The sequence below is a fragment of the Paraburkholderia sp. SECH2 genome (assembly GCF_030464795.1).
Lineage (GTDB): Bacteria > Pseudomonadota > Gammaproteobacteria > Burkholderiales > Burkholderiaceae > Paraburkholderia > Paraburkholderia aspalathi.
This window is the reverse complement of sequence record NZ_JALPRH010000022.1, coordinates 42932-59918: the sequence shown is the minus strand read 5'-3', so window position 1 is coordinate 59918 and position 16987 is coordinate 42932. Positions and strand designations below refer to the sequence as shown.

The 16987-nt window shown below is 62.2% G+C and carries 14 protein-coding genes and 2 riboswitches; of the genes, 10 read left to right on the top strand and 4 right to left on the bottom strand.

Annotated features, from left to right (window positions below):
- Positions 1-162 precede the first annotated feature (162 nt).
- The gene (locus M0D66_RS28610; RefSeq protein ID WP_266212310.1) at positions 163-1062 is read left to right on the top strand and encodes a cytochrome c5 family protein; all 900 of its coding nucleotides are present in this window, start codon (positions 163-165) and stop codon (positions 1060-1062) included.
- A 95-nt stretch (positions 1063-1157) separates the two neighbouring features.
- Here the strand turns inward: M0D66_RS28610 and M0D66_RS28605 are convergent, their stop codons facing one another.
- Both M0D66_RS28605 and M0D66_RS28600 read right to left on the bottom strand, forming a co-directional pair.
- On the bottom strand, positions 1158-1736 hold the full coding sequence (locus M0D66_RS28605) for a hypothetical protein (protein WP_266212309.1): 579 nt from the start codon (positions 1734-1736) through the stop codon (positions 1158-1160).
- Positions 1737-1838: 102 nt separating this feature from the next.
- Complete coding sequence (locus tag M0D66_RS28600; RefSeq protein WP_266212308.1) at positions 1839-3929, bottom strand: UvrD-helicase domain-containing protein; 2091 nt, start codon at positions 3927-3929, stop codon at positions 1839-1841.
- A 416-nt stretch (positions 3930-4345) separates the two neighbouring features.
- On the opposite strand from M0D66_RS28600, the gene M0D66_RS28595 reads away from it, so the two are divergent.
- The 9 genes from M0D66_RS28595 to M0D66_RS28555 all read left to right on the top strand — a co-directional run bounded on the left by M0D66_RS28595 (position 4346) and on the right by M0D66_RS28555 (position 15915).
- Entirely contained in the window at positions 4346-5395 is a 1050-nt protein-coding gene (locus M0D66_RS28595; RefSeq protein WP_266212307.1) for an oxidoreductase, read from the top strand.
- 201 nt (positions 5396-5596) lie between these two features.
- Positions 5597-5950, top strand: coding sequence for a hypothetical protein (locus M0D66_RS28590; protein ID WP_175054049.1), 354 nt, complete (start codon positions 5597-5599; stop codon positions 5948-5950).
- Positions 5951-6091: 141 nt separating this feature from the next.
- A riboswitch (glycine riboswitch) is annotated at positions 6092-6193 on the top strand.
- Between the two features lie 33 nt (positions 6194-6226).
- A riboswitch (glycine riboswitch) is annotated at positions 6227-6386 on the top strand.
- Between the two features lie 80 nt (positions 6387-6466).
- Positions 6467-7585 (top strand): glycine cleavage system aminomethyltransferase GcvT, encoded by a 1119-nt coding sequence (gene gcvT / locus M0D66_RS28585; protein ID WP_093634474.1) that lies wholly within the window; start codon positions 6467-6469, stop codon positions 7583-7585.
- A gap of 63 nt (positions 7586-7648) precedes the next feature.
- The gene (gene gcvH / locus M0D66_RS28580) at positions 7649-8029 is read left to right on the top strand and encodes a glycine cleavage system protein GcvH (protein ID WP_063497688.1); all 381 of its coding nucleotides are present in this window, start codon (positions 7649-7651) and stop codon (positions 8027-8029) included.
- A gap of 94 nt (positions 8030-8123) precedes the next feature.
- Entirely contained in the window at positions 8124-11054 is a 2931-nt protein-coding gene (gene gcvP, locus M0D66_RS28575; RefSeq protein ID WP_266212306.1) for an aminomethyl-transferring glycine dehydrogenase, read from the top strand.
- 118 nt (positions 11055-11172) lie between these two features.
- Positions 11173-12303 carry an alginate lyase family protein gene (locus M0D66_RS28570; protein WP_256455831.1) on the top strand — a complete coding sequence of 377 codons (1131 nt, stop codon included), beginning with the start codon at positions 11173-11175 and terminating at the stop codon, positions 12301-12303.
- Positions 12304-12331: 28 nt separating this feature from the next.
- Complete coding sequence (locus tag M0D66_RS28565; RefSeq protein WP_093634477.1) at positions 12332-13720, top strand: L-serine ammonia-lyase; 1389 nt, start codon at positions 12332-12334, stop codon at positions 13718-13720.
- Positions 13721-13782: 62 nt separating this feature from the next.
- Complete coding sequence (locus tag M0D66_RS28560) at positions 13783-15498, top strand: thiamine pyrophosphate-binding protein (RefSeq protein ID WP_266212305.1); 1716 nt, start codon at positions 13783-13785, stop codon at positions 15496-15498.
- Between the two features lie 150 nt (positions 15499-15648).
- Entirely contained in the window at positions 15649-15915 is a 267-nt protein-coding gene (locus tag M0D66_RS28555) for a PepSY domain-containing protein (protein ID WP_093634479.1), read from the top strand.
- Between the two features lie 100 nt (positions 15916-16015).
- Here M0D66_RS28555 and M0D66_RS28550 read toward each other — a convergent pair whose 3' ends face one another.
- Together M0D66_RS28550 and M0D66_RS28545 are read right to left on the bottom strand one after the other, a co-directional pair.
- Positions 16016-16636: a hypothetical protein gene (locus M0D66_RS28550; RefSeq protein ID WP_200620081.1), complete on the bottom strand. Its 621-nt coding sequence runs from the start codon at positions 16634-16636 to the stop codon at positions 16016-16018.
- An 8-nt stretch (positions 16637-16644) separates the two neighbouring features.
- Positions 16645-16917 (bottom strand): hypothetical protein, encoded by a 273-nt coding sequence (locus tag M0D66_RS28545; protein ID WP_244862811.1) that lies wholly within the window; start codon positions 16915-16917, stop codon positions 16645-16647.
- Positions 16918-16987 lie beyond the last annotated feature (70 nt).

The following is a 16987-nucleotide window of genomic DNA, read 5'->3' as shown; positions in this document are numbered from 1 at the left end:
GCGCCGGCCGCACCCCGCGATGCGGGTAAACGCCTGCTGAACACCTCGCCGCGCCCCTCGCCGCCGCCGAAATGTTGCGTCTATAATCGTCCGTGCCTGATTAAAGAACAAGAAGTTGCCGTCACGCTGTACCGCTCACATACCCACGGAGACGAGACAAGCATGAGCGAAGCACCACACGGAGCCCCAATCAAAACCCCCGGGCAGCTCATCGCCGCGATCATTGCCAGCTTTGCGGTACCGATCGTCATCATCGTTCTGCTAGTGATCTACGTCGATAATTCGACGCGCACGGGCGCCGGCACAGACAGTCTTTCCGACGCCGAGGTCAGCGCGCGGATCAAGCCGTTCGCGCAAGTCGACATTCGCGATGCCAACGCGCCACGCGTCTACAAGACCGGCGAAGAGGTCTATAAGGCCGTTTGCTCCGCCTGTCACGCGTCGGGTGCGGCAGGCGCGCCGAAATTCACCAATACCGCCGACTGGGCGCCGCGCATCGCGCAGGGTTTCGACGCGTTGTTGCACACGGCGCTGACCGGCAAGGGCGCGATGCCCGCGCGTGGCGGCACCAGCCCGGACGACTACAGCGACTTTGAAATCGCCCGCGCGGTGGCTTACATGGCGAACAATTCCGGCGCGAGCTTCCCTGAACCGGCACAGCCGGCAGCGGGTGCGGCAGCCGCCGCGTCCGGCGCTGCCGCCGCGGCGCCGGCGGGTGCTTCGGATGCTGGCGCCGCACAAGCCGCTGCAGCAATGGCGGCCATGGCAAGCGTGCCGCAGGCGGCTGCGCCAGCAGCAGGCGGAGCACAAAGCGCGGACGCCTCGCAAGCCGGCAAGGCGCTGTACCAGCAGGTTTGTCAGGCGTGTCACGCGGCCGGCGTGCTGAACGCACCGAAGTTCGGCGACAAGGATGCATGGGCGCCGCGCCTGAAAGAACCGATGGACACGGTCTACAACTACGCACTGCACGGCAAGGGTGCGATGCCGCCCAAGGGTGGCTCGACTGCGTCCGACGCGGACGTGAAAGCCGCCGTCGACTACATGGTCAGCGCGGCGAAGTAAGGCGCTTCCGGCCCCTGTCGCAAAACAAAAAGTCCCTGCACCGTGGCGACACGGGCGGGGATTTTTTATGCGAAATGCGTTTACGCGCCGTCGGGTCAGCCGCCTGCCGATGCAACTGCGGGACGGCTGAACGCCTCGACAAATGCCAACGCCGGCGTGCTACGCGCCAGCGACGCCAAATGCATGTGCAGGTCAGCGGGGACAAGCCACGGATAGCTCAGTCCATCTTGCAACGCTTCGAGCAATTTGCCGTCCACGTCCGCCACAACGTCCATGCGTGCGATGTGGATATGAAACCCCGTGACGGCCGACGTCGCATCGAAAGTCCACCGATATACCCCGTGGCCGACGCGCAATGCGCCGGTTGCTCGTTCACGCATCACAACCAGCCAGGGCAAGGCGTCGATCGTGCCGTTCTCTACCGCAAGCGAATTGCACACGTAATAGGTGCGGCACTGCGCGTACTGCGCGCCGAAATCGGTGACGAGCGTTTTAGCAATCGCATCCGTACCGACTGTGCGCGCCGGAAACGCGATATTCGACGTAGCGAGCGAAATGGTGAGGACTGCATCCGGTGCAAAAGCCTCGGCAATGCGATTAGCACGCGTGTTGTCTTTCGCGTCGATGTAGGTTTCGAGCGCGCGACGATAGTGCGCGAGCGGTGGCGGGGGCATGCGAGCGGTCTCCGATTGATGGGCCGTGCCACTGTAGCGCGCGTACGTCGCAAAACCGCCGATGCACCTGCCGCGCCCGGGGTCTTGCATCCACGCCCACGTTCAGGGCTTCTGCAACAGCGCCTTCAAACTCGCAAGCCGGTCTTTCGGCGACATCGGCGCTTCTTCGGGTGTCGGCGGCGGGGCGTCGTCGAGCAGCATTTCGGGGATGAAGCGCGACGGCTCGCACACCACGGTTTCGCGCGCGCGCTTGCGCTTCTTGCACCAGTTCAGATGCAGGCTGCGCTGCGCCCGCGTGATTGCGACGTACATCAGACGACGCTCTTCCTCGATGCGCGCGTCGTCGATCGGCTCGTCGTCCGGACCGCCACGGTGCGGCATGATGCCTTCTTCGACGCCCACCAGAAACACGTGCGGATACTCCAGCCCCTTCGACGCATGCACCGTTGAAAGCCGCACGGCGTCCGGATCTTCTTCTCGGCCCTCGAGCATCGACATCAGCGCGACGGTCTGGATCAGGCCGAGCAGACTCTTACCGGTGTCACCGAAACCGTCGGCGGTGTCGTAGCCGGTTGCCTCGCTCTTCTCCGAACCTTCCGGCTCAGCCTTGGTGCCCTTGCGCTTCAACCATTCCATGAACTCAAGCACGTTCTGCCACTTGGACTGCGCCTGACGTTCGTCGAACGCATCGTACAGGTAGGCTTCGTAGTGAATCGCGTCCATCAGTTCGTCGAGCAGCGTGCCCGCGGCATCCTTCTCGGCGCGATCGGTGAGACGCTGCATGAAGTCGCAGAACACGCGCATCGGTTCGATCTGACGCGGCGACAGGCGCGCCTCGATGCCGCCCATGTAGACCGCTTCGAATAGCGACACTTTCGCTTGGCCCGCGAACGAGCCGAGCGCTTCGAGCGTCGTATTGCCGACGCCGCGGCGCGGTGTGGTGATCGCGCGGATGAACGCCGGATCGTCGTTGGCGTTGGCGATCAGGCGCAGATACGCGCAGATATCCTTGATCTCGGCTTTGTCGAAGAACGACTGCCCGCCCGACAGCACATACGGAATCCGCTCACGACGCAGCACCTGTTCGAAGATGCGCGCCTGGAAGTTGCCGCGGTACAGGATCGCGTAGTCGCGGAAATTGGCTCGCCGCTCGAACTTGTGGGCGGACAGGCGGAACACCACGGATTCGGCCTCGTGCTCTTCATCGTTGCAAGGCGTGACGGTGATCGTGTCGCCCATGCCGTGTTCGGACCAAAGCTTCTTTTCGAACAGCTTCGGATTGTTCGAGATCACGTTGTTCGCGGCGGTCAGAATGCGCACCGTCGAGCGGTAGTTCTGCTCGAGCTTGATCAGATGCAGCTTCGGAAAATCCTTGCTGAGCTGCCCGAGATTTTCGAGCGTCGCGCCGCGCCAGCCGTAAATCGCCTGATCGTCGTCGCCGACCGCAGTGAACGCCGCGCGCTTGCCGGCCAGCAGTTTCACCAGTTCGTACTGGCACGCGTTGGTGTCCTGATACTCGTCGATCAGCAGATAGCGCAGCTTGTTCTGCCAGCGGTCGCGCACCTGCTCGTTCTTCTCGAAGAGCTCGGCGGGCAGACGGATCAGGTCGTCGAAATCGACCGCCTGATACGCATGCAGCGTAGCCACGTAATTGCGGTAGACGATCGCGGCCTGGTGTTCGTCCTCGTTCGCGGCGATCGCGATCGCCTGCTCGGGCATGATCATGCCGTTCTTCCACAGCGAGATGATCGACTGGATCTTGCGGATAAAGCCCTTGTCCGTCGAGCCGACCTGCTCCTGGATCATGCCGAAGCAGTCGTCCGAATCCATGATCGAGAACTGCGGCTTCAGGCCGACGTGTTCCGCTTCCTGCCGCAGAATCTGCACGCCGAGCGAGTGGAAGGTGCAGACCGTCAACTGATTGACGGGCACTTTGCGGCCTTCCTTGCCGGGCGTGGTGAGCGTCTTGCCTTCGAGCAGCTTGCCCACGCGCTCGCGCATTTCCAACGCGGCCTTGTTCGTGAACGTGACGGCGGCGATGTGGCGCGGCTCGAAGCCTTTGGCCTCGATCAGGTGGGCGATTTTCTGCGTGATCACGCGCGTCTTGCCACTGCCTGCGCCGGCGAGCACGAGACACGGACCGTCAAGATAACGGACCGCTTCATTTTGAGCGGGGTTCAGGCCTGCGGACATCGTCAGTGGATGGGTAATGCGGTTGAGGGCGCTTGGGTGCGGAATCGCGAGACCGAAGGCCCGGGGGCATGCTGCGCGGGGCTGGCGGCTGGGACGCTCGACTCGGTGTGAGGGGCATTCCGGCTCGCTGCGCTCCGCGCGAGAGGAGCGATGTTAACACGGATGCCCGAAGCCGATGCCGTGACAGATGCGCTGTCGGACGGCAAGGAAAGGGGGCCGCAATGGCAGCTCGCCCGACGACAAAAACGGAGGCTCAACCGGGCTGCCCGGAACACGGCCACAGCTGCCATCCGGACGCCGCCGACAAACGCCTGCGACGATGCTGACAGCCCGCCTTCGGGACATGCCACAATTACGCTGTTGCGCGCCGCCGCCGCGGTGGCAAAGCGGCGCGCCGTTTTTGCAGGAAGACACGCATGTCCGCATCGCTGAAGATTGGATTGATGGGTTACGGTTTTGCTGGCGCGACCTTTCATGCGCCGGTGATCGAGCACTGCGGGCGGGCCAGCATCGCAGCCATCGCGACGAGCCAGCCCGAGCACGCGCTGGCCGATTACCCGCACGCAAAGGTGGTGGCCGATCTCGACGCCCTGCTGGAGCTCGAAGAAATCGATTGCGTCGTCATCGCGACGCCCAACGACACGCACTTCGACCTGGCGCGCCGCACGCTGGAAGCAGGCAAGCACGTGGTGGTCGACAAGCCGGTCACGCTCACCGCCGCCGACGCCCACACGCTCGCCAACATTGCACTGGCTCGCAGCAAGCGGTTCGTCCCCTTTCATAACCGCCGCTGGGACGGTGATTTTCTGACCGTGCGGGATCTGCTTGCCAGCAGAGAATTGGGACGCATCACGCAATACGAATCGCATTTCGACCGTTTCCGGCCGGAAGTTCGGCAGCGTTGGCGCGAGGAAGCTTCGCGCGGCGGCGGCCTGCTATTCGATCTTGGACCGCACCTGATCGACCAGGCGCTGGCGTTGTTCGGCGCACCGCAGACCGTGTCCGCGACGGTTCGGACGCATCGCGATCAAGCCAGTGCACCGGACTACGTCCATATTCAGCTGGGCTACGGTGAATTCGAGGTGGTGTTGCATGCCAGCGCGTTGACTGCGTACGTCGCACCGAGGTTTACGATTCACGGCACGCAAGGGAGCTACGTCAAATACGGGCTCGATACGCAGGAAGATCAGTTGAAAGCCGGCTTGCGGCCGGGCGATGACGGGTTCGGCGCCGGCAATGCGCCCGGTGTGTTGCGTGTGCTTGAAGAGGGTCAGGAAGTCGAGCGGGAGGTGCCCACGCGCAACGGCGACTACGTCGGCTTTTATATTGCCTTGGCGGATGCCATTCAGAACGGCGCGAAATTTCCCGTCAGCGCTCAGGACGCAGTCGACGTCATGACAATCATCGAGCTTGCAGCCCGGAGTTCAGAAGAAGGCGTCCGATTGCCATTTGAACGCATTCGCTGACGTTTTCCTGCGCTACGGGCCGCTTTCTGCGCCATTGGCGGCAACACGCGAACCATGCCGCCGCCAATGGCAAAAAGCCTGACAAGCCCGAAAGGAACATAACGTTACAAATAACCCCGTCTCCGCGGTCAGCGTGAATCCCCGGCAATCCGTTGCTACCCCAGTAGCACCACAAAACGACAACGACTTCCCGGAGTGTCCATGCCCCGTATCGTCCGCGCACTAGCAGCATGCGCATTGCTCAGCTCCCTCGCCGCCTGCGTGGTGGCCCCTCAGCAACCTGCGCCGGCGCCGCGTCCTAACCCGCAACAAATTGCGGATCAGCGCTTCAACCAGGTCAACGGCCGGATCGACAACCTGAGCCGCCGCATCGACGCTCGCGTCAACCAAGGCTACTACCCGCCCCCGCAAGGCGGCGCGTTGCACCATCGTCTCGACGTGATCCGTCAGGAAGCTCACGACATGGCGGCGCAACACGGCGGCGGCCTGTCCGGCGACGAACAGCGCGTGCTGAACCAGGAACTGGACAACGCGGCACACGCCATCGGCGAATAATCGTGCCGGTTCAGGCACCGAAGCAAAGAAGCGCGGGCATCACGTCCCGCGCTTTTTTTGACTTTCGCGAACCCGCAGCGCCAACCCCCATGCCCCTTGCGGGCCTTTATTTGACAAGCCCCCGGCCCTCGCGTACATTCGCCGCACGCGTCGGGAGAGCGTGCTGGCCGCAGAAAATCGCAGGCCGCACCGCCGAAGGGGCACACCCGCAAACTCTCAGGCAAAAGGACCGACTGCGTCGAAGAACCCGCGCCCAGGCAACATCAAGGCACCGGTTTTTCGCACTCTGGAGAGCGGCAGTAGCCATCTGCATCGTTTAATCGAGCAGATTCTGGCAAGCTGCCCACCGAAGGGGCGCGCGTTTCACCGTAGCGATCAGGGCTTCACCATCGCACGGCAGCGCAATCTCTCAGGTATCGAGGACAGAGGGGTCATGCAACGCAATCGCTCGCAGGCATCAGCCGCGAGGCGTAGCGCCGCATGGCCTTTTTTGTTTCGCGAGACGCCTGAGGCCCCATGACCGAACTCAAACACACCCCGCTCAACGCCACCCATCGTGCGCTCAACGCTCGCATGGTCGATTTCGGCGGCTGGGACATGCCCGTCAACTACGGCTCGCAGATCGACGAACACCGCGCCGTGCGCACCGACGCCGGCATGTTCGACGTCTCGCATATGTGCGTCGTCGATTTCACCGGCGAGCGCGTGCGCGCCTTCTTCGAACACGCGCTGGCCAATAACGTCGCCAAGCTGCAAACGCCGGGCCGCGCGCTCTACTCCTGTCTGCTGAACCCGAATGGCGGTGTGATCGACGATCTGATCGTCTATTACTTCAGCGAGACGCACTTCCGCCTGGTCGTCAACGCCGGCACCGCAGAGAAAGACGTCGCCTGGTTCACCAAGCTCAACGCCGAAGGCAGCTACGGCCTGACCATCACGCCGCGCCGCGATCTGGCGATCGTCGCCGTGCAAGGCCCGAACGCCCGCGATAAGGTCTGGCAAGTCGCGCCGTCCAGCCGCACCTCCACCGAACTCCTTAAGCCGTTTAACGCCGCCATCGTCGACAACACGCCGTTTGGCGAACTGATGATTGCCCGCACCGGCTACACCGGCGAAGACGGCTTCGAAATCGTCCTGCCCGCAACGTCCGTTTGCGAGTTCTGGGACGCATTGGTGCGTCAAGGCGTGCGCCCCGCGGGTCTCGGCGCGCGCGACACGCTGCGTCTCGAAGCCGGCATGAACCTGTACGGCCAGGATATGGACGACAACGTCTCGCCGCTGGATGCCGGCCTCGCCTGGACCGTCGACCTGACCTCGCCGCGCGACTTCGTCGGCAAGGCCAAACTTGAGGCCGACGGCTCGCAGGCCTCGTTCGTCGGCCTGATCCTGCTGAAGGAAAACGGCAAGGCGGCAGGCGTGCTGCGTGCTCACCAGAAAGTCGTCACGCCGGAAGGCGAAGGCGAAATCACCAGCGGCACTTTTTCACCCACGATGCAGGAATCGATCGCCTTCGCGCGCGTGCCGAAAGGCGTGCAGCCGGGCGACACCGTTCACGTTCAGATTCGTGACAAAAACGTACCCGCAAGCGTGGTAAAACTGCCGTTCGTACGCAACGGCAAAGTGCTCGCAGTTTAAGCAGCCGGCGCGTGCGTCAATCTTTTTAAGTTCATACCGAATAACACCGCATAGGAGCATCCGATGAGCATCCCGGCCGATCTGAAATACACCGAATCGCACGAGTGGGTCCGCACCGAAGCAGACGGCACGCTGACGGTCGGCATCACCGACCACGCGCAGGAAGCGCTCGGCGACATCGTCTTCTTCGAAGTCCAGGAACTGGGCAAGACCGTCAACGCCGGCGACACCGTCGCCGTGATCGAGTCGGTGAAAGCCGCTTCCGATATCTACGCGCCGGTCTCGGGCGAAATCATCGAAGCGAACCCGGCCGTCGCCGACACGCCGGATGGCGTCAACAGCGCGCCGTACGAGAACTGGCTCTTCAAGATCAAGCCGGCTGCGGACGCATCGCAGGATCGCCTGATCGACGCAGACGCGTACGCAAAGTCCGTCGGCGCCTGATTCACCGCAAGTTGCACCATTACGTTTAAACCCGACAGGCGCGGCGCGTCCGATTCGACAGTCGAACGGACGCCCGCACCGCCAGGAACACCTCATGAAGCTCGAACACCCGGATCGTCTGATGAACCGCACTCCTCTCTCGCTCGCCGCGCTCGAAGTGCATGACGCCTTCGCTGAACGGCACATCGGCCCGGATTCGGCCGACCAGCAAGCGATGCTCGAAGCCCTCGGCTTCGCATCGCGCGCCGCGCTGATCGACGCGGTCATTCCGAAGACGATCCGCCGCACCGAAACGCTGCCGCTCGGCCCCTTCGCCCAGCCGAAGAGCGAAGCCGAAGCGCTCGCCGCGCTGCGTGAGCTGGCGGACAAGAACCAGGTGTTCCGCTCGTATATCGGGCAGGGCTATTACAACGCACACACGCCGACGGTGATCCTGCGTAACGTGCTGGAAAATCCGGCGTGGTACACCGCGTACACGCCGTATCAGCCGGAAATCTCGCAGGGCCGTCTGGAAGCGCTACTGAACTTCCAGCAAATGATCGTCGACCTGACCGGTCTGGCGATCTCGAACGCATCGCTGCTCGACGAAGCCACCGCGGCCGCCGAAGCGATGACGCTGCTGCAACGCGTCGGCAAGCCGAAGTCGAACGTGTTTTACGTCGCCGACGACGTGCTGCCGCAAACCATCGAAGTGGTGAAGACGCGCGCCACGCCGGTCGGCATCGAAGTGAAAGTCGGCCCGGCAGCGGACGCAGCGAACGCGAATGCGTTCGGCGTGCTGCTGCAATACCCGGGCGTGAACGGCGACGTGCGCGACTACCGCGCACTCGCTGAAGCCATCCATGCAGCAGGCGGCCACGTGGTGGTCGCTGCCGATCTGCTCGCGCTGACCGTTTTGACGCCGCCGGGCGAATGGGGCGCGGACGTAGCCGTCGGCAACACGCAGCGTTTTGGCGTGCCGGTTGGTTTCGGCGGCCCGCACGCGGCTTACCTTGCCGTGCGCGATGAATTCAAGCGCCAGATGCCGGGCCGTCTGGTCGGCGTGACCGTCGATGCGCAAGGCAATCCGGCACTGCGTCTCGCGCTGCAAACGCGCGAACAACATATCCGCCGCGAGAAGGCGACCTCGAACGTGTGTACCGCGCAAGCGCTGCTCGCGATCATGGCCAGCATGTACGCTGTCTATCATGGCCCGCACGGTCTGAAGACGATCGCGCTGCGCGTGAACCGCATTGCTGCGTTGCTGGCAGCCGGCGCGAAGAAGCTCGGTTACACGCTCGTCAACGACACATTCTTCGACACGCTCACGTTCGAAACCGGCGCACGCACCCAGGCGCTGCATGACGCGGCGACTGCGCGGCGCATCAATCTGCGTCGTGTGAGCGACTCGCGCGTCGGCATCTCGATCGACGAAACCACCACGCGCAGCGATCTGGCCGATCTGCTCGCAGCGTTCGCGCAAGCGGCATTTGTCGACGAAGTCCCGCAAATCGACATCCTCGACGCGGAACTCCCCGCAGAGAACACGGTGCCCGCCGCGCTCGAACGCACCAGCGCGTACCTCACGCACCACGTGTTCAACCGTCATCATTCTGAAACGGAAATGCTGCGCTACCTGCGCAGCCTGTCAGACAAGGACCTCGCGCTCGACCGCTCCATGATCCCGCTCGGCTCCTGCACGATGAAGCTGAACGCGACCTCGGAAATGCTGCCGGTCACGTGGCCCGAATTCGGTCAGATTCACCCGTTCGCACCGGCTGAGCAAACGGTCGGCTACCGCGAAATGATCGATCAGCTCGAACAGATGCTGGTCGCTGCCACCGGCTACGCAGCGGTGTCGCTGCAGCCGAACGCCGGCTCGCAAGGCGAGTACGCGGGTCTGTTGATCATTCACGCGTATCACGCATCGCGCGGCGAAGGCCACCGCAACGTCTGCCTGATTCCCGCGTCGGCGCACGGCACGAACCCGGCATCGGCGCAGATGGCCGGCATGCAAGTGGTCGTGGTTGCTTGCGACGCGCAGGGCAACGTCGATATCGAAGACCTGAAAAAGAAAGCCGAACAGCACGCTGACAAGCTTGCTGCGATCATGATCACGTATCCGTCCACGCACGGCGTGTTCGAAGCGAACGTCCGCGAAATCTGCGAGATCGTGCATGCGCACGGCGGCCAGGTCTATGTGGACGGCGCGAACATGAACGCCATGGTCGGCCTCTGCGCACCGGGTCAGTTCGGCGGCGACGTCTCGCACCTGAACCTGCACAAGACTTTCTGCATTCCGCACGGCGGCGGCGGACCGGGCGTCGGTCCGGTCGCGGTCGGCGCGCATCTCGCGCAATTCCTGCCGAATCAGATTTCGTCGGGCTACGAGCGTGCGCAGAACGGCATCGGCGCTGTGTCGGGCGCGCCGTATGGGTCCGCTTCGATCCTGCCGATTTCGTGGATGTACATCGCGATGATGGGCGCGAAGAACCTCACGGCCGCCACCGAAACCGCGATCCTCAACGCGAACTACGTCGCGAACAAACTCGCGCCGCATTACCCCGTGCTGTACTCGGGCCCGGGCGGACTGGTCGCGCACGAATGCATTCTGGATCTGCGTCCCATCAAGGAAACCAGCGGCATCTCCGTTGACGACGTCGCCAAGCGCCTCGCCGACTACGGCTTCCACGCACCGACCATGAGCTTCCCGGTACCGGGCACGCTGATGGTCGAGCCGACCGAATCGGAATCGAAGGAAGAACTCGACCGCTTCGTCGAAGCGATGATCGCGATCCGCGAGGAAATCCGCGCTGTGGAAGACGGCCGCTCGGACCGCGAAGACAATCCGCTCAAGCATGCGCCGCACACGGCGGCGGTGGTCATCGCCAACGACTGGAAGCATGCATATGCGCGCGAAACCGCCGCGTATCCGCTGCCCACGCTGATCGCCAAGAAGTACTGGCCGCCGGTCGGCCGCGCGGACAACGTGTATGGCGACCGCAATCTGTTCTGCTCCTGCGTGCCGATCGCCGACTACGAGTAAGCCGGCCCGCAAACCGCGCAGCGCCTCGAAGGTTGTAAGCAGGCGTTGCGCGGTTCTGTCGCTTGTGTCCGCAAACGGCTAACATCACACACCGAATCAGCCTAACGAGGAGTTTCGCATGGCGCGAAAGGTGCGATTGATGCAAAGCCGGACCGAAATCAGGCGAACCCAAACATGGCAGCAGGCTTGCACGCTATTGCTGGCTGGCGCAGCGGTGCTGCTGCCGCTACGGCAGGCGCAAGCCGCAATGAATTTTTGCGCGGCTCCCGCGCTGCAAACCAGCGAGCGCACGAATGCCGATCCAGGCGTCAAGGCGCTGGTGAGCAATGTACTGGCACATCTGAACGACCCGCCGCATGCGCTGGCGAAACTGCATACGGAAGGCACGCTTCCGCACGAGGGCATCTACGATCAAAGCGTCGAGGCGGAGAAGGATCTGGATCTGCTGCGCGACGCCGCGCTCGCCTGGCGCGCGACCAGTGACGACCGTTATCTGAAACTGGTCGACCGCTTGCTGTATGCATGGGTCACGACTTATCAACCCAGTTTCAATCCGATCGACGAAACCCATTTCGAAGGCCTGATTCTCGCCTACGACATGACCGCGAGCGCGTTGCCGGTGAAAACGCGCAATGCATCGATGGCGTTCCTGACGAAGCTCGCGAGCGGCTACATCGAGCAGATCGACGCGCAGCCGCGACCGCTCACGGGTACGTTCAAGAACAACTGGCAAAGCCACCGGATCAAGCTGATCTCGATGGCTGCGTTCACGCTGGATAACCGCAAGATGATCAACGCGGCGCAGCGCCTGTTCGACGAGCATATCGGCGACAACATTGCGCCGGACGGCTCGACGTTCGACTTCGGCGAGCGTGACGCGCTGCATTACGTCACCTATGACCTGCAGCCGCTCGTGACCGCCGCGCTCGCTGCGCGCCGCCACAACCGCAACTGGTTGCCGGAGAAGGGAGCGAACGGCGCGTCGCTGCAAGCCGCGCTGAACTGGCTCATGCCGTACGCGGATGGCAGCAAAACGCATGAAGAATTCGTGCATTCGAACGTTCCGTTCGATGCCAAACGTCGCGAGGCCGGTTTGCCCGGATATTCGGGTCAATGGGATCCGAAAAACGCGACGGAACTGTTTCACCTGGCGGCGCGTCTCGACGGACGCTATACGCCGATCGCGCTGCAGCTCGCACCGACGCCGCCCGCATGGCTCGCCGTGTGCTTACCGCTGCCGGCGCGCTAAACTAACTTTTATCAGCAGGGAGCAGTAAATGGCAGTCAGCGTGTTCGACCTCTTCAAAATCGGCATTGGTCCGTCCAGTTCGCATACGGTCGGGCCGATGCGTGCGGCGCTGATGTTCGCGCAAGGGCTCGAACGCGACGGGCTGCTTGGCGCGACGGCATCGGTGAAAGTGGATCTGTATGGGTCGCTCGGCGCGACCGGCAAGGGTCACGGCACCGATCGCGGCGTGATGCTCGGCCTGATGGGCGATGCCCCTGACACCGTCGATCCGGACACGATCGCACAGCGGCTCGAAGCGGTAAAGGCGTCGCGCAAGCTCGCCTTGCTCGGCACGCACGACGTGCCGTTCGTCCAGAAAGATCACATTTCGTTTCTTCGCCAGGCGCTGGCCGAGCATCCGAACGGCCTGAAACTCCGCGCGCTCGATGCACAAGGCGAGACGCTGCGCGAGTCGACCTATCTGTCGGTGGGCGGCGGTTTCGTGGTGACGGCGGGCGCGCCGAACACGAAGGTGCTGAGCGCCGTCGAACAATTGCCGCATTCGTTCCGCAGCGGCAACGAATTACTCGCGCTGTGCAAATCCACCGGCAAGAGCATCGCGCAATTGATGTGGGAAAACGAACGCGTCTGGCATACCGAAGAAGAGACGCGTGCGGGCTTGCTGAAGATCTGGAATGTGATGCAGTCGTGTGTATCGCGCGGTTGCGGTATCAACAATCCGGATGCCGACGGCCACTTGCCCGGTCCGTTCCAGGTGAAGCGCCGCGCGCCGCAGTTGTATCGCGCGTTGTCGGGCAATCCTGAGCTGGCGCTGCGTGATCCACTTTCGATGGTCGACTGGATCAATCTCTACGCCATCGCCGTGAATGAAGAAAACGCTGCGGGCGGCCGCGTGGTCACGGCGCCGACTAACGGCGCGGCCGGAATCATCCCGGCGGTGCTGCATTACTACACGCGCTTCATGCCGGGCTCGAACGAGCAGGGTGTGATCGACTTCCTGATGACGGCGGCGGCAATCGGCATTCTGTACAAGCTGAATGCGTCGATTTCAGGCGCGGAAGTGGGATGCCAGGGTGAAGTGGGCGTGGCCTGCTCGATGGCCGCGGGTGGGCTCGCCGCGGTGATGGGCGGCACGCCTGAGCAAGTCGAGAATGCTGCCGAGATCGGCATGGAACATAACCTCGGGCTGACGTGCGATCCGGTCGGCGGGATGGTGCAGATTCCGTGTATCGAACGCAATGCGATGGGCTCGGTGAAAGCCGTGAATGCCGCGCGAATGGCGCTGCGCGGCGACGGCACGCATTACGTGTCGCTGGACTCTGTAATCAAGACGATGATGCAGACCGGCGCCGATATGAAGACGAAGTACAAGGAAACGTCCCGCGGTGGGTTGGCGGTGAATATTGTGGAGTGTTGAGAACACAACGACCCGACCGGACCGATCGCACCCCCATCGCAACGCCTGGAGGCTTCATCGCAATGCCGCTCGCTTCTGAATCTTCTTCCACTGCGCAAACTACCGGCGCACGTCTCGTCGTCGACGCCTTGCTGACGCACGGCGTCGAACGTGTTTTCTGCGTACCCGGCGAGAGCTTTCTCGCGGTGCTCGATTCGCTGCACGACGAAACAGATCGCATCCAGACCATCGTCTGCCGGCACGAAGCGGCGGCCGCGAACATGGCTGAAGCCGTCGGTAAATTGACCGGACGTCCGGGTGTCGCGATCGTCACGCGCGGCCCCGGTGCGACGCATGCATCGATCGGCGTGCACACCGCGTTTCAGGACTCGACGCCGATGATCCTGCTGATCGGTCAGTGCGCGCGTGAGCATCTCGATCGCGAGGCCTTTCAGGAAATCGACTACCGGCGCATGTTCGGTCAGATGGCGAAATGGGTCGCGCAAATCGACGATCCGAAACGCATTCCCGAGTATCTGAGTCATGCGTTTCACACGGCGACGTCGGGGCGTCCGGGGCCGGTCGTGTTGTCGTTGCCGGAAGATGTGTTGAGCGAAGCGTGTGATCTTGTTGCTGGCGCACCCGCGTACAAACGTGTGGCGGCGTCGCCGTCTGCGGCGCAGATGGACGAGTTGCGTCGATTGCTGGAAGGCGCGCAACGGCCGATGGTCATTGCCGGCGGCAGCGGTTGGACGCCTGCGGCATGTGCCGATCTGCAACGCTTCGTCGAGAATTGGCAATTGCCGATCGGCCTCGCGTTCCGCTTTCAAGACACGCTCGACAACGAGCATCCGAATTACGCGGGTGATGTCGGGCTCGGTATCAATCCGGCGCTGGCTCAACGTATCCGCGATGCGGACCTGCTGCTCACGCTCGGTCCACGGCTAGGCGAAGCGACGACCAACGGCTACACGCTGCTCGACATTCCGAAGACCAAACAAACTCTGGTGCACGTGCATCAAGGCGCGGAAGAACTGGGGCGCGTGTATGCGGCAGATCTGCCGATTGTCTCGGGCATGCCAGAACTTGCAGCATTGCTTGCGGCGTTGAGACCGTCTTCCGACAAGCTCGCATGGACCGGTGCCGCGGAAGAAGCGCATCGCGCGTATCTCGACTGGCGCAAGCCGCGCCCGATTCCTGGCGACGTGCAAATGGGCGAAGTCATCCAGCAGTTGCGCGCGCATCTACCGGAAGACGCGATCCTCACGAACGGTGCGGGCAACTACGCAACGTGGTTGCATCGGCATTTCTCGTATCGGCATTTCCGCTCGCAACTCGCGCCGACCAGTGGCGCGATGGGCTACGGGGTACCCGCGGCGATTGCGGCGAAGTCGATGTATCCGCAACGCGCGGTGGTCGCATTAGCCGGCGACGGCTGCTTCATGATGTCCGCGCAAGAACTCGCGACGGCGATGCAGTACGACCTGCATGTGATTTTCATCGTCGTGAATAACGGTCACTTCGGCACGATCCGGATGCATCAGGAACGGCACTATCCGAATCGCGTGCACGGCACCGGTCTCACGAATCCTGACTTTGCGGCATTCGCAAAGTCGTTCGGCGCACATGGTGAGACGGTGGAGCGGACTGAAGATTTTCTGCCGGCGTTGCAGCGTTCTCTGGAAGCGAAGCGCGCGGCAGTGATCGAGATTCGCATGCCGCAGGAGGCGAGTACGCCGGGCGCGACGTTGGAGCAGATTCGCGAGCAGGGGAGGAAGCTGCGCGGAGAGACGGCTTAGCGAAAAAAGGCTTGTGGGCAATATCCCTCGGCACCGGCGAGTCTTAAGTCGAATTTTTGACGTACAGCAGACTTACCATGCAATCACCTTGTGCAGCGTTTGACGAATCGGCTACGGTAGCCATTCGTCTGAACGATTCAAGGAGTCGGTATGCTGAAGGCTGCTGTATTTGCAGGTGCGCTGGGATTGTCGAGCGCGGTGTTCGCGATGGGCGAGTCCTGTCCAGTTCATCCAACGGCAGAATGGATGAAGGAGAGTGACGCCCGTGCGCAAATCGAAGCGCAAGGCTATAAGATCGCGAAGTTCGAGATCGACGATAACTGCTATGAGGTCGAGGCCTACAACCAGGACGGCAGAAGGATGGAGTTGAACTACGACACCAAGACGCTCGCTGTCATCCGGCAGAAGATCGACTGAAGCCATTGGCTCACGCAAGCAGCTGCATAAAAGAGCCCCGCGGGAAAAACGGGGCTTTTTTACCTTCACGCTATAACCTGATTACCTGCCAAACGAACAACTACGCGTATATCACCGACAACGCACCAAGCTCTTTCATCAACGCGGGCTTGTGCGATTCGATCACGTCGGTTTGGATTTGATAGATCACGGACTTGATGACTTCTGTCTGACTCATGGTCGTCTCGTGCATGAGTGTCTTGATATCTTCGGCGATGCGCGGCGTCACCTTCATCGAAAGCCGCCGCCGTGCAGCGCCGCGGCGCTCCTTGAAGCGCTCGGTCGCCGACTTATGTGCCTTAATCAACCGTGCCCGCGGATATTCACCGGATGCAAACCGGTGCAGATAGAGCGTCATGAGCACCTTGCGGAATTCGGTCGAGCTCGCGCTGTCGACCATATAAGCGGCCAGGTCGAGAACATCGAGATAAATGGCCGGCAGTTGTGCCTCAATCGGCCTGACTTCCTTCTGCCGCGCTTCGCGGACGGCTGGCGTGGATTGCGCTGGAACGGCGACCACGTGGTCACAGACGTCACACACCGCCGCGAGAATATTCTTCACCTCACCTTTGCCGTCGCTGAAAGGTACGTCACGCCGCGCAAAGGTCGTGCTCACAAGCTGCTTGCAGTGATGGCAGATTGCCTTGCTTTTCTCGCCTTCTTCGTAGAGTTTCATCTTCATGGCTTCGCTCACTGGTGCACGCTGATAAACACGGTTTCCGGATTACCCACGAAGTAGAACTTCACGTACCAGCCACCCGACTCAATGATATGAACATCTATTGCCGGCGCGTTGTGATGAGGTGACGAACTGTATTGTGTGCCATCGCTCTTCGTAATGAGATCCTCAACGAACTGAGCGGTGACTTGCCCGGTCGACAGAAGGTTTTTCACGTTAATGGCAGAACGGGCCTCATGCTCGAACTTCCCGGATCTAAGCGCGGAGATCACCGCGCGCTTCACTTGCCTGTACTTGCTTGGTATCGACAACCGCACCCCCGATTATACGATATGTCTCGTATAAAAAGCGCTT